At 70.4% G+C, this 15,337-nt stretch carries 13 protein-coding genes; 9 read left to right on the top strand and 4 right to left on the bottom strand.

What is annotated here, in order from left to right; translation table 11 throughout:
* Positions 1-113: 113 nt before the first annotated feature.
* The 3 genes from PPSIR1_RS01405 to PPSIR1_RS01395 all read right to left on the bottom strand — a co-directional run bounded on the left by PPSIR1_RS01405 (position 114) and on the right by PPSIR1_RS01395 (position 4,492).
* Complete coding sequence (locus tag PPSIR1_RS01405; protein ID WP_157595103.1) at positions 114-1,484, bottom strand: IS701 family transposase; 1,371 nt, start codon at positions 1,482-1,484, stop codon at positions 114-116.
* On the bottom strand, positions 1,441-2,688 hold the full coding sequence (locus PPSIR1_RS01400; RefSeq protein ID WP_006969175.1) for an ISL3 family transposase: 1,248 nt from the start codon (positions 2,686-2,688) through the stop codon (positions 1,441-1,443). Before PPSIR1_RS01400 ends, PPSIR1_RS01405 begins: the two co-directional genes overlap by 44 nt.
* Before the next feature lie 481 nt (positions 2,689-3,169).
* A complete protein-coding gene (locus PPSIR1_RS01395) occupies positions 3,170-4,492 on the bottom strand; it encodes an RtcB family protein (protein ID WP_086000905.1) in 1,323 nt (440 codons plus the stop codon).
* 141 nt (positions 4,493-4,633) lie between these two features.
* Between PPSIR1_RS01395 and PPSIR1_RS01390 the strand changes: the two genes are divergently transcribed.
* From PPSIR1_RS01390 to PPSIR1_RS01380, 3 genes are all read left to right on the top strand, one after another.
* Positions 4,634-6,223 (top strand): sigma-54 interaction domain-containing protein, encoded by a 1,590-nt coding sequence (locus PPSIR1_RS01390; protein ID WP_157595102.1) that lies wholly within the window; start codon positions 4,634-4,636, stop codon positions 6,221-6,223.
* A 44-nt stretch (positions 6,224-6,267) separates the two neighbouring features.
* A complete protein-coding gene (locus PPSIR1_RS49040; protein WP_198154429.1) occupies positions 6,268-6,795 on the top strand; it encodes a zinc-ribbon domain-containing protein in 528 nt (175 codons plus the stop codon).
* 125 nt (positions 6,796-6,920) lie between these two features.
* Positions 6,921-8,702 (top strand): hypothetical protein, encoded by a 1,782-nt coding sequence (locus PPSIR1_RS01380; RefSeq protein WP_006969171.1) that lies wholly within the window; start codon positions 6,921-6,923, stop codon positions 8,700-8,702.
* Between the two features lie 37 nt (positions 8,703-8,739).
* On the opposite strand, the gene PPSIR1_RS01375 is transcribed toward PPSIR1_RS01380, so the two are convergent.
* Positions 8,740-9,342: a hypothetical protein gene (locus tag PPSIR1_RS01375; protein ID WP_006969170.1), complete on the bottom strand. Its 603-nt coding sequence runs from the start codon at positions 9,340-9,342 to the stop codon at positions 8,740-8,742.
* A gap of 191 nt (positions 9,343-9,533) precedes the next feature.
* On the opposite strand from PPSIR1_RS01375, the gene PPSIR1_RS01370 reads away from it, so the two are divergent.
* The 6 genes from PPSIR1_RS01370 to PPSIR1_RS01345 all read left to right on the top strand — a co-directional run bounded on the left by PPSIR1_RS01370 (position 9,534) and on the right by PPSIR1_RS01345 (position 15,314).
* Entirely contained in the window at positions 9,534-11,279 is a 1,746-nt protein-coding gene (locus PPSIR1_RS01370) for a DUF885 domain-containing protein (protein WP_086000904.1), read from the top strand.
* The gene (locus PPSIR1_RS01365; RefSeq protein ID WP_006969168.1) at positions 11,280-12,074 is read left to right on the top strand and encodes a hypothetical protein; all 795 of its coding nucleotides are present in this window, start codon (positions 11,280-11,282) and stop codon (positions 12,072-12,074) included.
* A 31-nt stretch (positions 12,075-12,105) separates the two neighbouring features.
* Positions 12,106-12,762, top strand: a complete 657-nt coding sequence (locus PPSIR1_RS01360; RefSeq protein WP_006969166.1) for a class I SAM-dependent methyltransferase — start codon at positions 12,106-12,108, stop codon at positions 12,760-12,762.
* A 154-nt stretch (positions 12,763-12,916) separates the two neighbouring features.
* Entirely contained in the window at positions 12,917-13,825 is a 909-nt protein-coding gene (locus PPSIR1_RS01355) for a hypothetical protein (protein WP_157595101.1), read from the top strand.
* A 162-nt stretch (positions 13,826-13,987) separates the two neighbouring features.
* A complete protein-coding gene (locus tag PPSIR1_RS01350) occupies positions 13,988-14,632 on the top strand; it encodes an RNA polymerase sigma factor (protein ID WP_006969163.1) in 645 nt (214 codons plus the stop codon).
* 127 nt (positions 14,633-14,759) lie between these two features.
* Complete coding sequence (locus tag PPSIR1_RS01345; protein ID WP_006969162.1) at positions 14,760-15,314, top strand: hypothetical protein; 555 nt, start codon at positions 14,760-14,762, stop codon at positions 15,312-15,314.
* The last annotated feature ends 23 nt before the right edge of the window (positions 15,315-15,337 follow it).

Below are 15,337 nucleotides of genomic sequence, written 5' to 3'. Positions count from 1 at the left end.
CAAAGGCACGAACCCCATTGCCCACCAAGCCAAAGCGGAGGAGCGGAGCGACGAAGCGTCCCCGGTCCCAGGCGGCTGTGGGGGCAAAACAGAACTCAGACTTGAGTTTCGCCCTACCCCGATGGCCCCCGGAGCCGAGACGAACTCCGACGCCCACGTTTCGGGATTTCACCTAAGTCTGCAAGATCACACAGCAGATCAGAAACCCCAGGCTGGCTCAGGACCAAGCGAGCCGCACGCAACACGTCTGCGAAGGAGTAGTTCTGCTTAGTTCGGTACCAGGGGCGCTCGACTTCTGCTGCGCGTCGCTCGCTCTCCGTGAGCGACGCGAACCACAGCACGAGCAGTGAGTAGCAGTACCCGAGGAAGGGGCAGGTGCGCTCGACCGCGTTCTGTTTGCGAGCCTGACAGTCCTCGAAGCCAAACTCTTGCTTGAGGTCTCGAAAGCAAACCTCGATCGCCCACCGCCGTGAGTAGGCCTCGAGGATGCGCGAGGTCGACATCTTCGGGTCGGTCGAGAAGAACACGCGGTAAGGAATCTTGCCGGCGTCGGTCCTGACGATGACCACTCGTAGCGGCTCGATACCCGAGACGCGATACCACTGCGCGACGACTTCCTTGAAGTGGACGAGGGTCGGCTTGCCGTAGATGAACACGCGGGTCTTTTTCCACCGGTGCGTGTCGTCCTCAGCGAGCTCGAAGGGCTTCGGCAAGCGCTCCCCACGAAGACGCGGGCGGCCGGGTCGACCCGGCTCCCGAACGAACTTGGTTGGCACCGCCGTGAGCACGGAGTCCGTCCGCATCGAACCGATGAACGTGACGTTGCTCGGCCGTCCCTTGATGAGCGTCGCGTTGGCGTAGGCAGAGTCAGCCAAGACTCGGAACCTGATATCTGGAGCCCACCGAGCGACCATGTCGACCATGTCGCGGCCCAGCTCGGTCTTCTTCTTGTAGGGGACCCCTCGCTTCTCGCAGCCCTTGACGGTCTGGTAGAGCCGAAAGGCTATCGGTAGGGCCCAGTGCCGCTGTGAGAAGGGGAGCTCGACGCTGATGGCGAGCACGACCCAGACGTGACCGAACGCGAACATCCGGACGGTCTTCGTAGAGCGGACTGCGTCGAGATGAGCGTCGAGCCCGAAGATCTTTGGGCCTCGGTGTTTGGACAGAGTGTCGTCGAGGATCAGCTCGAGCGGCTGATCAGGATCAACCAGGAGCTCAACGATCTTGGCGAATACCAGTTTGCCCAAGTCGTCGGGAGACCAGGCTCCACGAGAGAAGAAGCGATGGAAGCGCTCATGGTGGACCCGACCCGAGACCCCGGTTTCAACGAGCGCCTGGGTAACGGCGTGCTTGCCACGGGTGAGGAACCATCCACAGGCAATGATGATCGCGTTGCAGAGCCCGGGCTTGGTCAGGCCAGGCCCAAGAACTTTCGGCGCTTCAGGAATTCGTGTGGGCGAGATGAGCGCTCGGATAGAGCTCAAGTCCCCCACAGTGAAACAAGATCGCGCTCCGAAACCGAGCCCGGCTCCGATACCCGCACGCCCGTTTCTTCAGCGCCTGGATCTTCGAGTTCACCGCTTCGAGTGAGGCGTTCGTAGCCCCGAGAACGATCGCGTTCACGATGCCCCACAGGTGCGCCCGCAGGGTCCGGCCGACCTTGACCATCGGCGGCAGTCGAGACCGCGCCATCCAGCCGATGAGCCGCTTCCAAGCCCGCCGCGCCCAGCCCCGCCGCTCGTAGCTCCACAGCTGGCGCGCGGCCTCCTTCATCGCCCACGCCCTCGCTACTCGCAGCGAGCTCCCGCGCAGGGCCTCGAAGCGAAGCCGGCTCTTGGCCGTCATGTTCTCGGGGTTCTTCAGCCACAGGTAGCGGGTCCCGGTCAGGGTCCGGTCTCCGAGTTCGCGCAGCTTGGCGTGCTCATCGACCCGCACCTTGTTGACCCCTTCGTTGATGTGCTTGGCCACGTGGAAGCGGTCGAAGGCGATCTTGCGCTCCGCGTCAGGGACGTGGATCAGCGTCGCCTGGACGTAGGGCCCCCACATGTCCATCGACACCGACTCCAGGCTCTGGAGGTGTTCGAGGGGGGTGCCAAAGTAGAATTCCTCGAGGTCGAACTGGCGGCGGTTGTCGAGGACGTCGATGACGTGTTTGCGGTCGCAGTCGTAGACCACGGTCACGTACTCGTGGCGCTTTTGGAACGAGGTCTCGTCGATGCCGATGTTGCGCAGCGGCTGGGACTGCCGGCGCTCGAGGCCCCGCGCGACGGCTCGGGTCATGACGCCGTCGACCTCGTCCCAGGTCATGCGCAGCATCCTCGCCACGGCGGACACGCTGGCCTCTTTGAGCCAGTCGATGACGAGCGCCTCGAACATCGCGGTGAACCTCGAGCCGGGCTCGGCCCAGGGCACCTTCAGCTGCTTGACGCCATGCTCGGCGCACTTGACCCGCGGGACCTCAGCGGTCAGCAGGGTCTTGTACTGCATGGTGTCGAGGTGCCTCCAAGTGCGCGTGCGCGTGTCGTAGCGCCCGGCCGCGGCCCCGCAGACTGGGCACGGGAACTCGGCGCGCTCGTCTCGGGAGATGAAGATCTCGACCTCCCCAGCCTCGAGGCGCGGGTCGACGTCGCGGACGTACCAGGGGTCTTCGATTCCGAGGAGCTTGGCGTAGAGGTCTCGGTCGCGCACGGGCTTACAGCATGCCTGGGCTGGAGGGGGCGTACCAGGGTTCCCTGCGGGGTGACCCACTCAAAATCCTGAAGCCCCGAACTTTCAACCACGAGAGGAGAGCGAGTACACTTCGGCGGGCCATTTTGCACGGCCCCGGGTCGGTTACCTCGTCAAAAAGTACACCGCCTCGGGGTCGGGCCCTTCAACTCGCGTGCTCGCCAACCATTCCCGCTTGCTGCGGAAAAGGGCGAAACTCAAGTCAGAGACTGTGAGTAAATCACAGTCTCTGACTATTTTAGCCGTCGTGGACGACGCCACGCCCTCCCTGCCCCACGTCCACGACTATTTTAGCCGTCGTGGACGACGCCACGCCCTCCCTGCCCCACGTCCCTGACTATTTTAGCCGTCGTGGACGACGCCACGCCCTCCCTGCCCCACGTCCCTGACTATTTTAGCCGTCGTGGACGACGCCACGCCCTCCCTGCCCCACGTCCACGACTCAGCGCAGCTTGACCGTGAGTAGGGGGGAGCTCGCGGCCACCCGCGTGGCCGCGCCGGCGCGCTCGAGGGTCTCGATGATGGGGTCGATGGCCTTGTAGGCGTCGGGGTGCTCCTCGTAGAGCAGCTTGGTGTCGTCGCATAGCACGCGGCGGCCGACGGCGTTTTGCTTGACCGACGCCCGGGTGTGGCGCTGCTTGAGCTTGTCTCGAGCCTCGCCCCGGGTCATGCGGCGGCCGGCTCCGTGGGCGACGGAGCACAGGCAGGCCGGCTGACCGCCGCCGCGCATGATCCACGAGGGCGCGCCGCGGCTGCCGAGCACCACCAGGGGCACGCCCTGCTCGGCCGGGGCGCAGCCCTTGCGGTGGACCCAGCCCTGCTCGCCCTCGTCGCTGACGAAGTTGTGGACCAGGTCGAAGGTCCCGCGGATCCGCGAGGACTTGGCCGCGCCGCGGGCACTGAGCATGCGCCAGCACAGCAGCACCCGGTTGGCGATGGCGAAGCGCACGGCGCCCGCGAGCTCGGCGAGGTAGGTGGCCTGGTCCTCGGTCTCGACCAGGCCGCCGGGACCCCACCGCAGGGCCAGGGCGCGCCCCAGACCGCGGGAGCCCGAGTGGGCCAGGATCACGTGGCCGCGTCGCTGCAGACCCAGGGCTTCGGCGGCGGCGGGATCGGTGATCGACTCGACCGCGCCGAGCTCGGCGAAGTGGTTGCCGCCGCCGATGGTCCCGAGGCTGGTGGCGAAGCACCGGCCCCGGGCGTCGAGGCGGAGCGCTTCGGGGAGCTCGCCGTCGGCGAAGCGCCGGCTGGCCGGGAGCCAGGCGGGCTCGGCCTCGGCCCGGGCGAAGGCGGCGAGGTCCTCGGTGCGCGCGTACTCGGCGATGGCCTCGGCCCCGCGCTCCCAGACGGCGCGCAGCAAGGCCTCGTCGTCGACGCCGTCGAGGTCGAGGTGCTCGTCGAGGGGCGCCTCGAAGGCCGCTCGGGTCCGGCGCTCGAGGGCCTCGCCGCGGACCTTGAGCTTCTTGCCCAGGCTGACGACGCGGGCGCCACAGCCTGCGTCGCTGCCGACGAGGTGGGGGTGGATGGTCCGGCCGAAGGCCAGGGCCGCGCCGATCGGGATGCCCGGGCCGGAGTGCAGGTCGGGCATGCCCACGGCGAACACGCAGTCGTCCATGCCCGCGACGCGGGCCAGCTGCGCGACGGCGTCGCCCTCCATCCACACGGACTCGAGGGCCATCAACCGAGCGTGCTCGGGCAGGGGAGAGGGTTGACGAATGGCCGGCGCCGAGGCGCCGGGGGTGGGGAAGTCGTGGGGAGTGCCCATGATGCTGGCTGTCAAAGCAGCTTCTGGGCCGGTCTGATACAGGAGAAAAGTCCAACTAAATCAATGGTTTGAAATTTGAATGATGCGTGAGTAACCGGTGTAAAAAGAATCAAATTGCACAGATGGTATGTTCTTCACCAGGTGGCTGACCCCGCACGTACCCTGCTGACCTGGTCGGACCGAGGCGTCCGCGGCCCACGACCCGGGCACCACGGCCCGCGGCCGACGAGCGACCGCGGCCCCGTCCATCGCCTGGTCGCGCACTGGGGTCCGACCTACGCCGGCGCGCGGGTGTTGTGCACCGCGTCGGGTCGCTCGGGCGCCGAAGATCTGGCCCAGGAGCTGCGCCGCGATCTGAGCCGCGCCGACAACCCGCGCCCCCGGGTCGAGGTGGTCGAGGTCGAGGTCGACGACCCCTCGGACTACGCCCAGATCTTCGCCAGCTTGGGCCCGGCCCTCGACGGCCTCGAGCGCCGGGGAGCCTGCGACGTGCTGCTGTCCGCCGGCACCCCGCAGATGCAGACCTTGTGGGTGATCCTGGTCCAGGCCGGGCTGCTCTCGGCGCGCATGCTTCAGGTGATCCCGGCGGCCTTCGTGCCCGTGCCCCACCCCGAGCCCGTGCGCGTGGTCGAGCTCGACATCGAGGGCTTCCCGGAGATCCGGGCGCTGCGCGAAGAGCTGACCCGCCTGCGCGCGGAGGTGGTCCGGGGCCGCGGCGGGGGCCTGGTCGGGGAGAGCGAGGCGATGGTCCGGCTCGCCCGTCGGCTGCGGCGCGTGGCTCAGGCCCCGGTGCCCGTGCTGATCCAGGGGGAGACGGGCACGGGCAAGGAGCTCGTGGCGCACGCCGTGCACGCCGCGAGCGAGCGATCCAGGGGCCCCTTCGTGGCCGAGAACTGCGGCTCCTTTTCCGAGGGGGTCCTGGCCAGCGAGCTCTTTGGCCACGAGCGCGGCGCGTTCACGGGGGCGGTGGGCCGGCGGCGCGGCCTGTTCGAGCGCGCCCACGGCGGGACCTTGTTCCTCGACGAGATCGCCGAGACCTCGCCGCGCACCCAGGTGATGTTGCTGCGCGTGCTCCAGGAGGGGCGGCTGCGCCGGGTCGGTGGCGAGGGCGAGGTGCGCGTGGACGTGCGCGTGCTGGCGGCGACGCACCGGGACCTGCGGGCGATGGTCGCCGAGGGCAGCTTCCGCGAGGACCTCTACTACCGGCTGCGCGGGGCGACCCTCGAGCTGCCGCCCCTGCGCGAGCGCGGCGGGGACCTCGAGCTGCTGGTCGCGCACTTCCTCGACGAGCTGGGCTCGGGCAAGGGCCGCCGCAAGCGGGCGCGACGCTGGCCGACGGCGGCGGCCTGGGAGGCCCTGCGGCGCTACGGTTGGCCGGGCAACGTCCGCGAGCTCCGGGCCGAGGTCGTGCGCTGGTCGGTGTTCGGGGAGGGGCCGGTGGAGCTGGGGGAGCTCTCGCCGGAGATCTGTGGCGGCCCTCTCGGCGCCCACTCCAGCGGGCGGGGGCTGGGGCGGGGGCGAGGAGAGGGCGCCCCCGTGGTCCGGCGAGGCGCGACGGAGGCGATCGAGGACGCGCTGCGACCCCTCGCCGAGCAGGTCGGCGCGCTCGAGGCCCGGGTGCTCGCCGACGCCATGGAGCGCCTGGGCGGCAACCTCTCGGCGACCTCGCGCGCCCTGGGCATCGACCGCAACACCCTCAAGCGCAAGCTCACCCGCCACGGCCTGCGCTGACAGAGCGCTTGTAAGGGCCGCGCCTCCGTCTCTACACTCCGGCCATGCTCATCGACTGCCCCGAGTGCGGACGTCGGGTCTCGGATCGCGCCGCGGCGTGCCCTGACTGTGGTTTCCCCGTGCGCGAGCACGTCGCCGAGCAGGCCGAGCTGGAAGCCAAGGTCGAGGCCCGCAAGAGCCGCGAGCGCGTCGGCGAGGTCGACTGTCCGGTGTGCGACGCCCGCGGCTTTCAGACCTTCGTCGAGAAGGCCCCGGACGGCACGGAGTCGAGCACCTTCGCGTGGTGCGAGCACTGCAAGCACTCGGGCCGCTCGCACCTGTGCCGCGATATCCGGGGCTACTACGCCGTCAGCTACGACGCCCTCGAGGCCTTCCTCGCGGGGACCATCGACGACGACCACGAGGAGGTGTTCGGCCTGGGCGACGCGCCGCCCAAGGGACACCGCTACGCCCAGGCCGGGGAGGTCTTCGACGGGCCGGGCGACGGCGTGGAGGTGAGCGTCCAGAGCCAGCCTCCGGCGGTCGAGGACGGCGAGGGCGCCAACGACGGCGAAGGCGACGCGACGAGTTGACAAGCGCGGCGCCCAGGCGCGTGACATCTCGTCACACCCGCGGGATCGTTCGAGGTGCAAAGCGCCGCGAAGAGCCGCCAGAGCCAAGGCGGCGCGTTGGCCCGAGCTTTGCTATCCCCTCGGGGGTGCGCGCAGAAGCTCGAGCTCTCCTCGCCGCCGCGCTGCTGCTTGGTTGCGCGCCGGAGGCCGGTCCCGAGGCGCCCGCGTCCACGACCGAGCTGCGCGTGGGGCTGGCGCTCATCGAGCCGGCGCCCGAGCACCTGCGCGGCCGCGTGGCGCTGCCCGCTGGCGCTCGGGTCTATGCGCGGCCGAGCTTCGCGGGGCCGAGCTACGTGCTGACCCTGCCCGAGCAGCCCCTGGACGCGGACCCGGCCACGCCGGCGCGGGCGAGGAGCCTGCGCGTCGTCGGCGTGGTCCACCCGCCCGCGGGCGACCTGGGGCGCGTGGGCAACTTCGTGGCCTTGACCAACGACCTGGTCGGTGAGGAGGGCGAGGCCACCGGCGGCTCGGGCCGCTACGGCTGCGGCCGCGCGCTGGCGGATCTGGACCACCTGCGCATGGTGCTGTTCGTCCCCGAGGTGCACCTGGCCCCCCTCCTCACCCAGGTCGTCGAGGGCGCGCCCTTTCCGGCTCGAGACGAGGCGGGCGAGCACGTGCGCGTGGGCCCGGGCGCGCGCGTGGGTGAGGCCCTCGACCCCGGGGGCATGCCCACGCCGCCGGCGGGCTCGCGCTGGCGCTGGGTCGACGCCGACGGGATTCGAGCCTTGCTCGCCGTCCCCGACGCGGCCGTGGGCACGGCCTGGGACCCGCGGGCGTCGGACGAGGACGGGGCGCCCGAGCGCCGGCGGGCCAGCGCGCTGGGGGAGGCCCTGCTCCGCGACGCCGAGGGCTCGACCCTCTACCTGCTCGACCCGCAGCTCGAGGGCGGGTCCGGCCCCCTCGAGCTGACCACCCGCAACGCCTGCGCCGATCACTGGCGCGCCGTGGACGAGGTCGCCGAGGCCGAGCAGCTGCGCGCCCTGGCGACGGCGGTGTTCTACGACCAGGGCACGAGCGCGGCGTCGGGCGGCGAGGCCGGGCCCGCGGACGTGGTCATCGAGACCGGCGCCGAGCTGCGCCTGGTCGCGGGCACGCCCCTGCGCTGGCCCGACGGCGAGCTCGCGGGCGAGCTCTTGCTCGACTGGGGCGTGGGCGCGAGCGTGGGTCAGAACTGGAACGACCAGCGCTGCTTCGGCCTCGAGCTCGGGGACGAGCTCGCCCCCGTCGACGCGCCGGCCGTGGCCTGCGTCGCGCCCGAGGCCGTGCAGGCCCTCTACCCGGGGAGCGGCGGGGCCGAGGCCTTCGGGGCCCAGGACGAGGTCGTGTTCGGGGGCTCGGTGGAGCTCGGCCCGATCCGCGTCCTGGCCGGGGGCCCCTTCGACGAGCAGGCCCTGCGGATCACCCTCAACGGTCGCCACGCCTCGGTCAGCGAGTGCTTGCGACCCCTCGTCGACGGCTCCATGGGCTCGACCTCGCTGCCCGAGGGCGCGCGCTGGGAGCTCGCGCTCGAGGTCGACGCGGGCGGCTCGGTCGGGGAGGTCACCGTCGAGGCCTTGGGCGTCACGGCGCCCGGGGTCGACGACTGCCTGCGCGCGGAGGCCTTCACCTGGCTCATGCCGCGGACCGAGGGGGAGCTGAGCGTGCCCGTGACCCTGGGCCCGTGGATGGGCAGGGGGGACCCCGAGGGCGGCGCGGCCGGCTTCGCCGACGAGATGATCGAGCGCGACCTCGAGGGGGGCGACGAGGGGGAGGGCGGAGGCGGCGAGCAGAGCCCCGAAACGACGAAGCCGCGCTCCGAGGAGCGCGGCAAGGTGTTGATCATCGGCGACGATGACGAGCTCGAAGAGCTCGAGCCCGCAGAGCGCTGAGGCTCGGCGGGCTCGATGGCTCAGCTAGCGATTGGGCTCAGGCGCCGGGCTGCATGGGCTGCTGGTAGCTGTCGACCTCGTGGCTCTGGGCGCCGCCGTTGACGGCGCGGTCGAAGCCGCTGCCCGCCATGGCCATGGCGATGGGGCCGGTGATCAGGCTGCCGAAGGGGATGGCGTTGCCGACGGCGTTGACGATGCCGTTGACCAGCACGAACACGATGCCAGCGCCGACGTCGGCGCGGGCCAGCTCGGAGGACTTCTTCATGCACTCGGTCGCCGAGGTCTCGCCGTCGGCCATGAACCAGAACGACCAGAACAGCAGGTAGCCGGCGATCAGGCCGGGGATGAACAGCAGCATCATGCCGATCATGACGCACAGGCCGACGAGCAGCATGAGCACGAAGGCGGGGCCGAAGGTGTCGAAGCCCTTGAACACGTCGCCGATCTCGACCTTTTCGCCCCGGTTGGCGCGCAGGCACATGCGGCAGTAGCCGACCAGCAGCGGGCCGAGGCAGATGCCCATGGAGATGCCACCGACGATGGCCAGGAGGAGGAAGCCGACGATGAGGGCGGCAGCGTTCTTGGTGAAGGTCTCCCAGGAGGCGGAGAGGGTTTCGCCAATGTCGAGGGGCTTGTTCATGATGATTCCGAGTCTTTGTCGAGGACCGAAGCGGTCGATTGAGAGGGATTCGAGGTCGGCGCGAGGCGTCCTGGACCGTGGCATGGAGCTCACCAGCTTCGCCGGTCGAGGACAAGGGAAAAGTGCGTCAGGCCCGCAAAAAAACAAAGCCAGCTTTGGGGCTTTGAGGCGCGTGTTATGGGGGATCGGCCATGTTCGCGCATCCTCCTCGCCACGCCTTCGCAGTCGCCCTCGCCGTCTCATTGGTTGGGGCATCTTGGGCCTGTTCCAAAGCCAGCCCGGCGACCTCGAGCGCCGACGCTGCGACGGCGAGCTCGCCGGCACCGCGCTCGGGAGACTGGTCACGAGCCCGAGCAGGCGCCCTGCAGACCATCCGCGACCTCGACCCCCTGGGCTCGGTCAGCCTCGGCCTGCACGACTACGACGGCAAGCTCCGCGACGTCTCGCCGGACGGCCTGGCGGCGGCGGAGTCGGCCATGGTCGCCGCCCTCGCCGATCTCGACGCCGTGGATCCTCGATCCCTTTCGGCGATCGAGCGAGTCGAGCTCGACTCCTTGCGCGTGCGCCTCGACGGCGATCTCTTCGAGCTCCAGGTCCGGCGCAGCCGCTGGCGCAACCCCATGGTCTACGTCAACGACGTCGAGCTCACGCCCTACGTCAGCCGCGACTACCGGCCCGTCGACGCCCGCGCGCAGGCGGTCATCGCCGTGGCCAAGGCCAGCGTCGCCCACTTCGAGCACGCCAAGGGCAACCTCGAGGCCGAGCTGCCCGCGCCCTTCGTCGACACGGCCCTGCTCCAGACCCGGGGCACCATCGCCTTCGTCCGCGACGACGTGCCCAAGGCCCTCGCGGGCCTCGACGAGGCGCGGGCCAAGGAGCTCGGCGAGGCCCTGGCGACGATGCAGGGCGCGCTCGAAGGCTACGAAGCCTTCTTGGTCGAGCGCCAGGCCAGCGCCAACGCGGACTTTCGCCTGGGCGAGGCGACCTTCCTCGAGATGCTGCGCCGGACCCAGGGCATCGACATGAGCCTCGACGAGCTCCACGCCATGGCCCACGCGGACCTCGAGCGCAACTGGGCCCTGGCGATCGAGGCGGCCAGGCAGATCGACCCCAACAAAGACATCGAGGCGGTCATGGCCGAGGTCGCGGCGGACAAGCCCGAGGCGGATCAGGTCCTGGCCACGGCCGCGCAGCAGGCCGTCGACGCCCGCCAATTTCTCCTCGATCGGGCCATCGTCACCATCCCCACGGAGGACGTCGTCGAGGTCACCGAGACCCCGACCTTCATGCGCTGGAACAGCGCCTTCCTCGACGGCGCCGGGCCCTTCGAGACCGCGCCGCTGCCGAGCTTTTATTACATCTCGCCCCCGGACCCGAGCTGGCCCGAGGCGCAGCAGGTCGCCTACATCCCCGGGCGCACGGATCTGCTGTTCATCACCGTCCACGAGGTCTGGCCCGGGCACTTCCTCCACGGCCTGCACGTCGACGTCAACGCGTCCGAGGTGCTGCGCTCGCTGTGGAACTTCACCACCGGCGAGGGCTGGGCCCACTACACCGAGGAGATGATGTGGGACGAGGGCCTGTCGACGGATCCGAAGGTCCGCCTGGGTCAGCTGCAAAACGCCCTGCTCCGCAACGTCCGCTTCCTCTCGGCCCTGGGCCTGCACACCGGGGCGATGACCGTGGACGAGTCCGCCGAGCTGTTCCGGACGCGGGCCTTTCAAGACCCGGTCAACGCCGAGCAGCAGGCCAAGCGCGGGACCTTCGACCCGATGTACCTCGCCTACACCCTGGGCAAGCTGATGATCCTCGATCTGCGCGAGCAGTGGCTGGCGGCGGGGGAGGGGCGGACCCTGGGGCAGTTCCACGACGCGCTGCTGAGCTACGCCTGCGCCCCGCTCCCGGCCGTGCGCGCGGCGATGTTGGAGGAGGGCTAGGTGCGCCGTTGCACGGGGCTCGTCGGCGTCGCGGCCATGCTCGCGGCCTGTCGCCAGAGCGTGCCCCCGCTCGCGAAGGAGCCCACACCGCCGCTGCCGGTTGTCGCCGCCGAGCCTGCGAGTCAGGCGCTCGAGCGCGCCCCGCTCGAGCGCCCGGAAGACGACGGGGTGAACCTGCCCGCCTACGGCCTCGCGGATCTCGACGCCGCCTGTGCCCGGCTGGTCGCCGCCGCGGCGCGCTACGACGAGGACCTGAGCTGCGACCCCGAAGACGCGCGCATGGCCGAGTCCGAGGACTGGGGCCTGCTCCTGGCCGAGGGCATGATGGAGCACCGCGCGTTGGTCGTCCGGACAGAAGGCGGCTGGACCCTCGATGCCATCTTGCTCGACAGCTGGACCAGCGGGGCCGAGCAAAATTATCGCTTCGACGGCGCGAGCCTCGGGTCCTGGAAATTGCCTGACGGCGATCCGCTGCTGGTCCTCGAGTACCGCACGCACTTCACCGACTTCGAGGGCGGCGTCGCCCCCGAGCATGGCACCGAGGTCCTCACGCACGAGGTCGTCGTGTGCATGCGCGAGCCGACCTGGGCGCGGTGTTCGGGGACCATCACCATCTACAGCGAGCGGCGCTACCCGCTGCCCGAGCAGCGCTACGACGCGAGCGTGATCCTCGACGGCGACGCGCTCGTCGCCGCGGGCCCCGAGCTCGACGATTACGAGCCCCAGTTCAGCGCCCACGTCGGCCCCCACCGCTACCTGGAGCCGGGCCGCTACCCACTCGAAGGTCTGTTCTAGGGAGCTCTGGCGTGCGCTAGGCTCCACGCAGATGACGCAGTTGCAGCCGCCCCGCCCGCTCGCTCGCCTCACGCCTGAGGAGCTGTCCGACGCCGCGCGCTCGACCGTGTCCCACTACCAGCAGCGCGCCGAGGACTTCCGCGAGGGGACCAAGGACCACGACGTCTCGCAGAACGTGGACGCCCTGCTCCGCCACCTGCCCGGGCCGGCGCCCCAGCGCATCCTCGACCTGGGCTGCGGGCCGGGGCGCGACCTCGCGACCTTCCGCGCGCGCGGGCACGACCCGGTCGGCCTCGACGGCGCGGCCGCGTTCGTGACCATGGCTCGGGCCGCGACCGGGTGCGAGGTCTGGCATCAGGACTTCCTCGCCCTCGACCTGCCCGCCGAGCGCTTCGACGGCATCTTCGCCAACGCGGTGCTCTTCCACGTGCCCACGCAGGAGCTCGGCCGGGTGCTCGGGGACCTTCGCCGCGCCCTGGTGACGGGCGGCGTGCTGTTTTGCAGCAACCCCCGGGGCCCCGACGTCGAGGGCCAGCAGGGGCTGCGCTACGGCTCCTACCTGACCTTGAAGACGTGGAGCATGTTCGCCATGGCGGCCGGCTTCGAGCGCATCGAGCACTACTACCGACCGACGGGGCGACGGCGCGAAGATCAGCCGTGGCTCGCCACGGTGTGGCGCGCACGCTGATCGCCGCCTGCTTTGGTGCGCCACCCGAGTCGGCTCCCGGGCTGGGGACACGCCGTGTCCCCCACGCCCGAGGCGACGGTGAAGCAAAAAAACTCGTCGACTCCCTTGGACGAAACGCGGCCTGCCCAGACTTCCAAGGCAAGGGAAGACCACCATGAAACGCTACTTACTATTCGATGGTGAATGTGTGCTGTGCACGGGCCTGGCCGAGGAGGTCGAGGGCGAAAGCGGAGGCTGGCTGGAGGCCCGTTCTCTCGACGACCCCGATATCCAGGCCCTGCTCCAACCGGATTGGCCCTGGGAGCCCGCGCTCTTGGAGGTGGACGGAGACGAGGTGCGCCGCTACGCCGGCTTCGCCATGCGTCGGCGCCTGCTCGTCGGCCTCGGACCCAAGAAAGCCTGGCGCGTGGCCCAGATCGTGTCTCGTGCCCGCGTCGACCCCGACCGTCGGCAGGTGCTTCGGGGCGCCGTCGGTCTGGCCGCGGCGGTCGCCCTGTGGCCGCGCGAGGCCCTCGCTCGCGGTCGGGCAAGCCACGTCGCCCGCGCCACCGGCGACAGGATCCCCCTGTCTGCGGGCGAGACCGAAGGCCACGTCGCCCGCGCCCTGGCGAGCGCCGATCTCGCTCACGTTGGCGAGCGGGCCGAGTTCGCAGCGACCCCCGTCGCGGCCTACCGCGCCCTCCTGAGCGACGGTACCGAGGAGCGCGTCGTCGAGTTCGCCACCCGCTCTGGGGGCAAGGTGGTCTACTACGAGCGAGCGGGTGCCGCCGTCGCCAGCAAGGCCTACTACCTCGAAGCGGACGACCAGGGCGCCCGCCTCCTGGCTCTCTCGGTCAACGGCGAGGGCGTGGAGCTGGGCGAAGGCGGGACCTTCGTGCCCCGACCGGAGAACGCGAGCACCTCGGGCTGCGGCTGGGAGGTGCGCTCGAAGTGCCGCAGCTGCGGCGGCTCATCGAAGCGTCCCACCGAGGAGCTGTGCTACTGCTGTTTGGGAGGGCTCACCCAGAGCAAGACCTGCATCAACTGCCAGGTCAGCTGGTGGGGACCCTGCGGCCTGTGTTGACCGCCTCGCCAGGCGGATGACCTGCTGCCCGGAGTCGGCCTCGCTCGCGGGCGAGGTCGACTCCGGGGCCCTCGAGCGGCGCAGCCCCTGACCGGTCCCGAGGTCGTCGGGGCCCCAGCCCGGCGCGTCCATGGCCTTTTCGAGGCCGGGTACCATGTGCGCGTGAGCTCGAACGAACGCCCCGCTCCCTCGCCACAGCAGCTCCGGGATGCCGAGCTCCTGCGTCAGTGGCGAAGCGGCGACAACCGAGCAGGCGCTGCGCTCTACGACCAGCACAGCCCCACGGTCTATCGCCTGTTTCAGACCAAGGTGCCCCAGGAGGCGGAAGAGCTCACGCAGCAGACCTTCCTCGCGGTGGTCGAGAGCAAAGACCGGATCCGCGAGGGCTCGAGCTTGCGCGCCTACATCCTCGGCATCGCGCGCTTCAAGCTCATCGACCACCTCCACGCCCGGGCCCGGAACCGCGGGGTCGCCTTTGACTCCCAGCGGCAGTCGCTGGTCGAGGTCGAGCCGGGTCCGTCCAGCGTGCTCGCCCGCAAGCGCGAGCACCAGCTGCTCCTCGAGGGCCTGCGGCGCATCCCCGTGGAGCACCAGCTGGCCCTCGAGCTGTTTTATTGGGAGGGGCTCAAGGCCAAGGACATCGCCGACGTGTTTGGGGTCTCGGCCTCGGCCATGCGCAGCCGCCTGGGCAAGGCCCGCCAGCTGCTCGAGGCCGCGATCACCAAGCTCCCGGCCTCGGCGGCCGAGCGCGACAGCACCCTGTCGGGCCTCGAGACCTGGGCCGCCCGGGTGCGCGAGATTCTGTGAGCATCCCCAAGCGCGCTCGGGCCCCCAGCCGTGGACGCCCGGGCCCGGAGACAGACTGGTAGGGGGAGCCCGATCCGCGGCGAGATCGATCCTCGGATTCAGGGCACTCGTAACGCACAGGCCTGTCATGTTGACCGCACAGCTGCTCATCCACTTCTTCGCTCTCCTCTCGGCCGCCCCGTCGTCGTGCGGCCCGGCTGATCTCGACGCCGCCGACTTCGGTGATCTGGTCGACTTCGCCGCCTCCTGCGATGTCCTGGGCACCCACGGCCGGCTGTGGATCACCGAGGACGGCGCCGTCTACTCCGTCGAGCTCGAGCGCAGCCTCAGCACCTGGGACCTGATCAAGGCTGGCTCCCGCACGGACTTCCCCCAGCTGGCCGGGGACGCCACGCCGCTGGCGACGATGAGCTTCGAAGTGGGCTTTCGCGGGAGCGCCGACCTCCTCGACGTGTGGAGCCGCGAGGGGGACGAGTGGGTCCTCGTCGACACCCTCGCCCCGGACGAGGATCACACGGCCACCTTCAAGCTCGACGTCGGGAAGCCCTACTGGCTCGACCCCATCCTCTCCCCCAGCGCCGGCGAGGCTTGGGACTATCCCTTTGGGGAGAGCGAGCCCGTGGTCTTGCCGCCCTCGGGGCGCGCGGCCGTGCTCAAGCCCGTGCTCACCTGCCCCGGTTGAGTCCCCGATCTCCCCCATCCCTG

It is taken from the genome of Plesiocystis pacifica SIR-1 (assembly GCF_000170895.1).
Lineage (GTDB): Bacteria > Myxococcota_A > Polyangia > Nannocystales > Nannocystaceae > Plesiocystis > Plesiocystis pacifica.
The sequence above is the reverse complement of the archived record's forward strand: the minus strand, read 5'-3'. Positions and strand labels throughout refer to the sequence as shown.

Bases quoted from the DNA above. Each gene is read 5' to 3' on its own strand.
- PPSIR1_RS01395 (WP_086000905.1), bottom strand. From the start codon at position 4,492: ATGGGCACTCCCCACGACTTCCCCACCCCCGGCGCCTCGGCGCCGGCC.
- PPSIR1_RS01375 (WP_006969170.1), bottom strand. From the start codon at position 9,342: ATGAACAAGCCCCTCGACATTGGCGAAACCCTCTCCGCCTCCTGGGAG.
- PPSIR1_RS01370 (WP_086000904.1), top strand. From the start codon at position 9,534: ATGTTCGCGCATCCTCCTCGCCACGCCTTCGCAGTCGCCCTCGCCGTC.
- PPSIR1_RS01345 (WP_006969162.1), top strand. From the start codon at position 14,760: ATGTTGACCGCACAGCTGCTCATCCACTTCTTCGCTCTCCTCTCGGCC.
- PPSIR1_RS49040 (WP_198154429.1), top strand. From the start codon at position 6,268: ATGCTCATCGACTGCCCCGAGTGCGGACGTCGGGTCTCGGATCGCGCC.
- PPSIR1_RS01360 (WP_006969166.1), top strand. From the start codon at position 12,106: ATGACGCAGTTGCAGCCGCCCCGCCCGCTCGCTCGCCTCACGCCTGAG.
- PPSIR1_RS01355 (WP_157595101.1), top strand. From the start codon at position 12,917: ATGAAACGCTACTTACTATTCGATGGTGAATGTGTGCTGTGCACGGGC.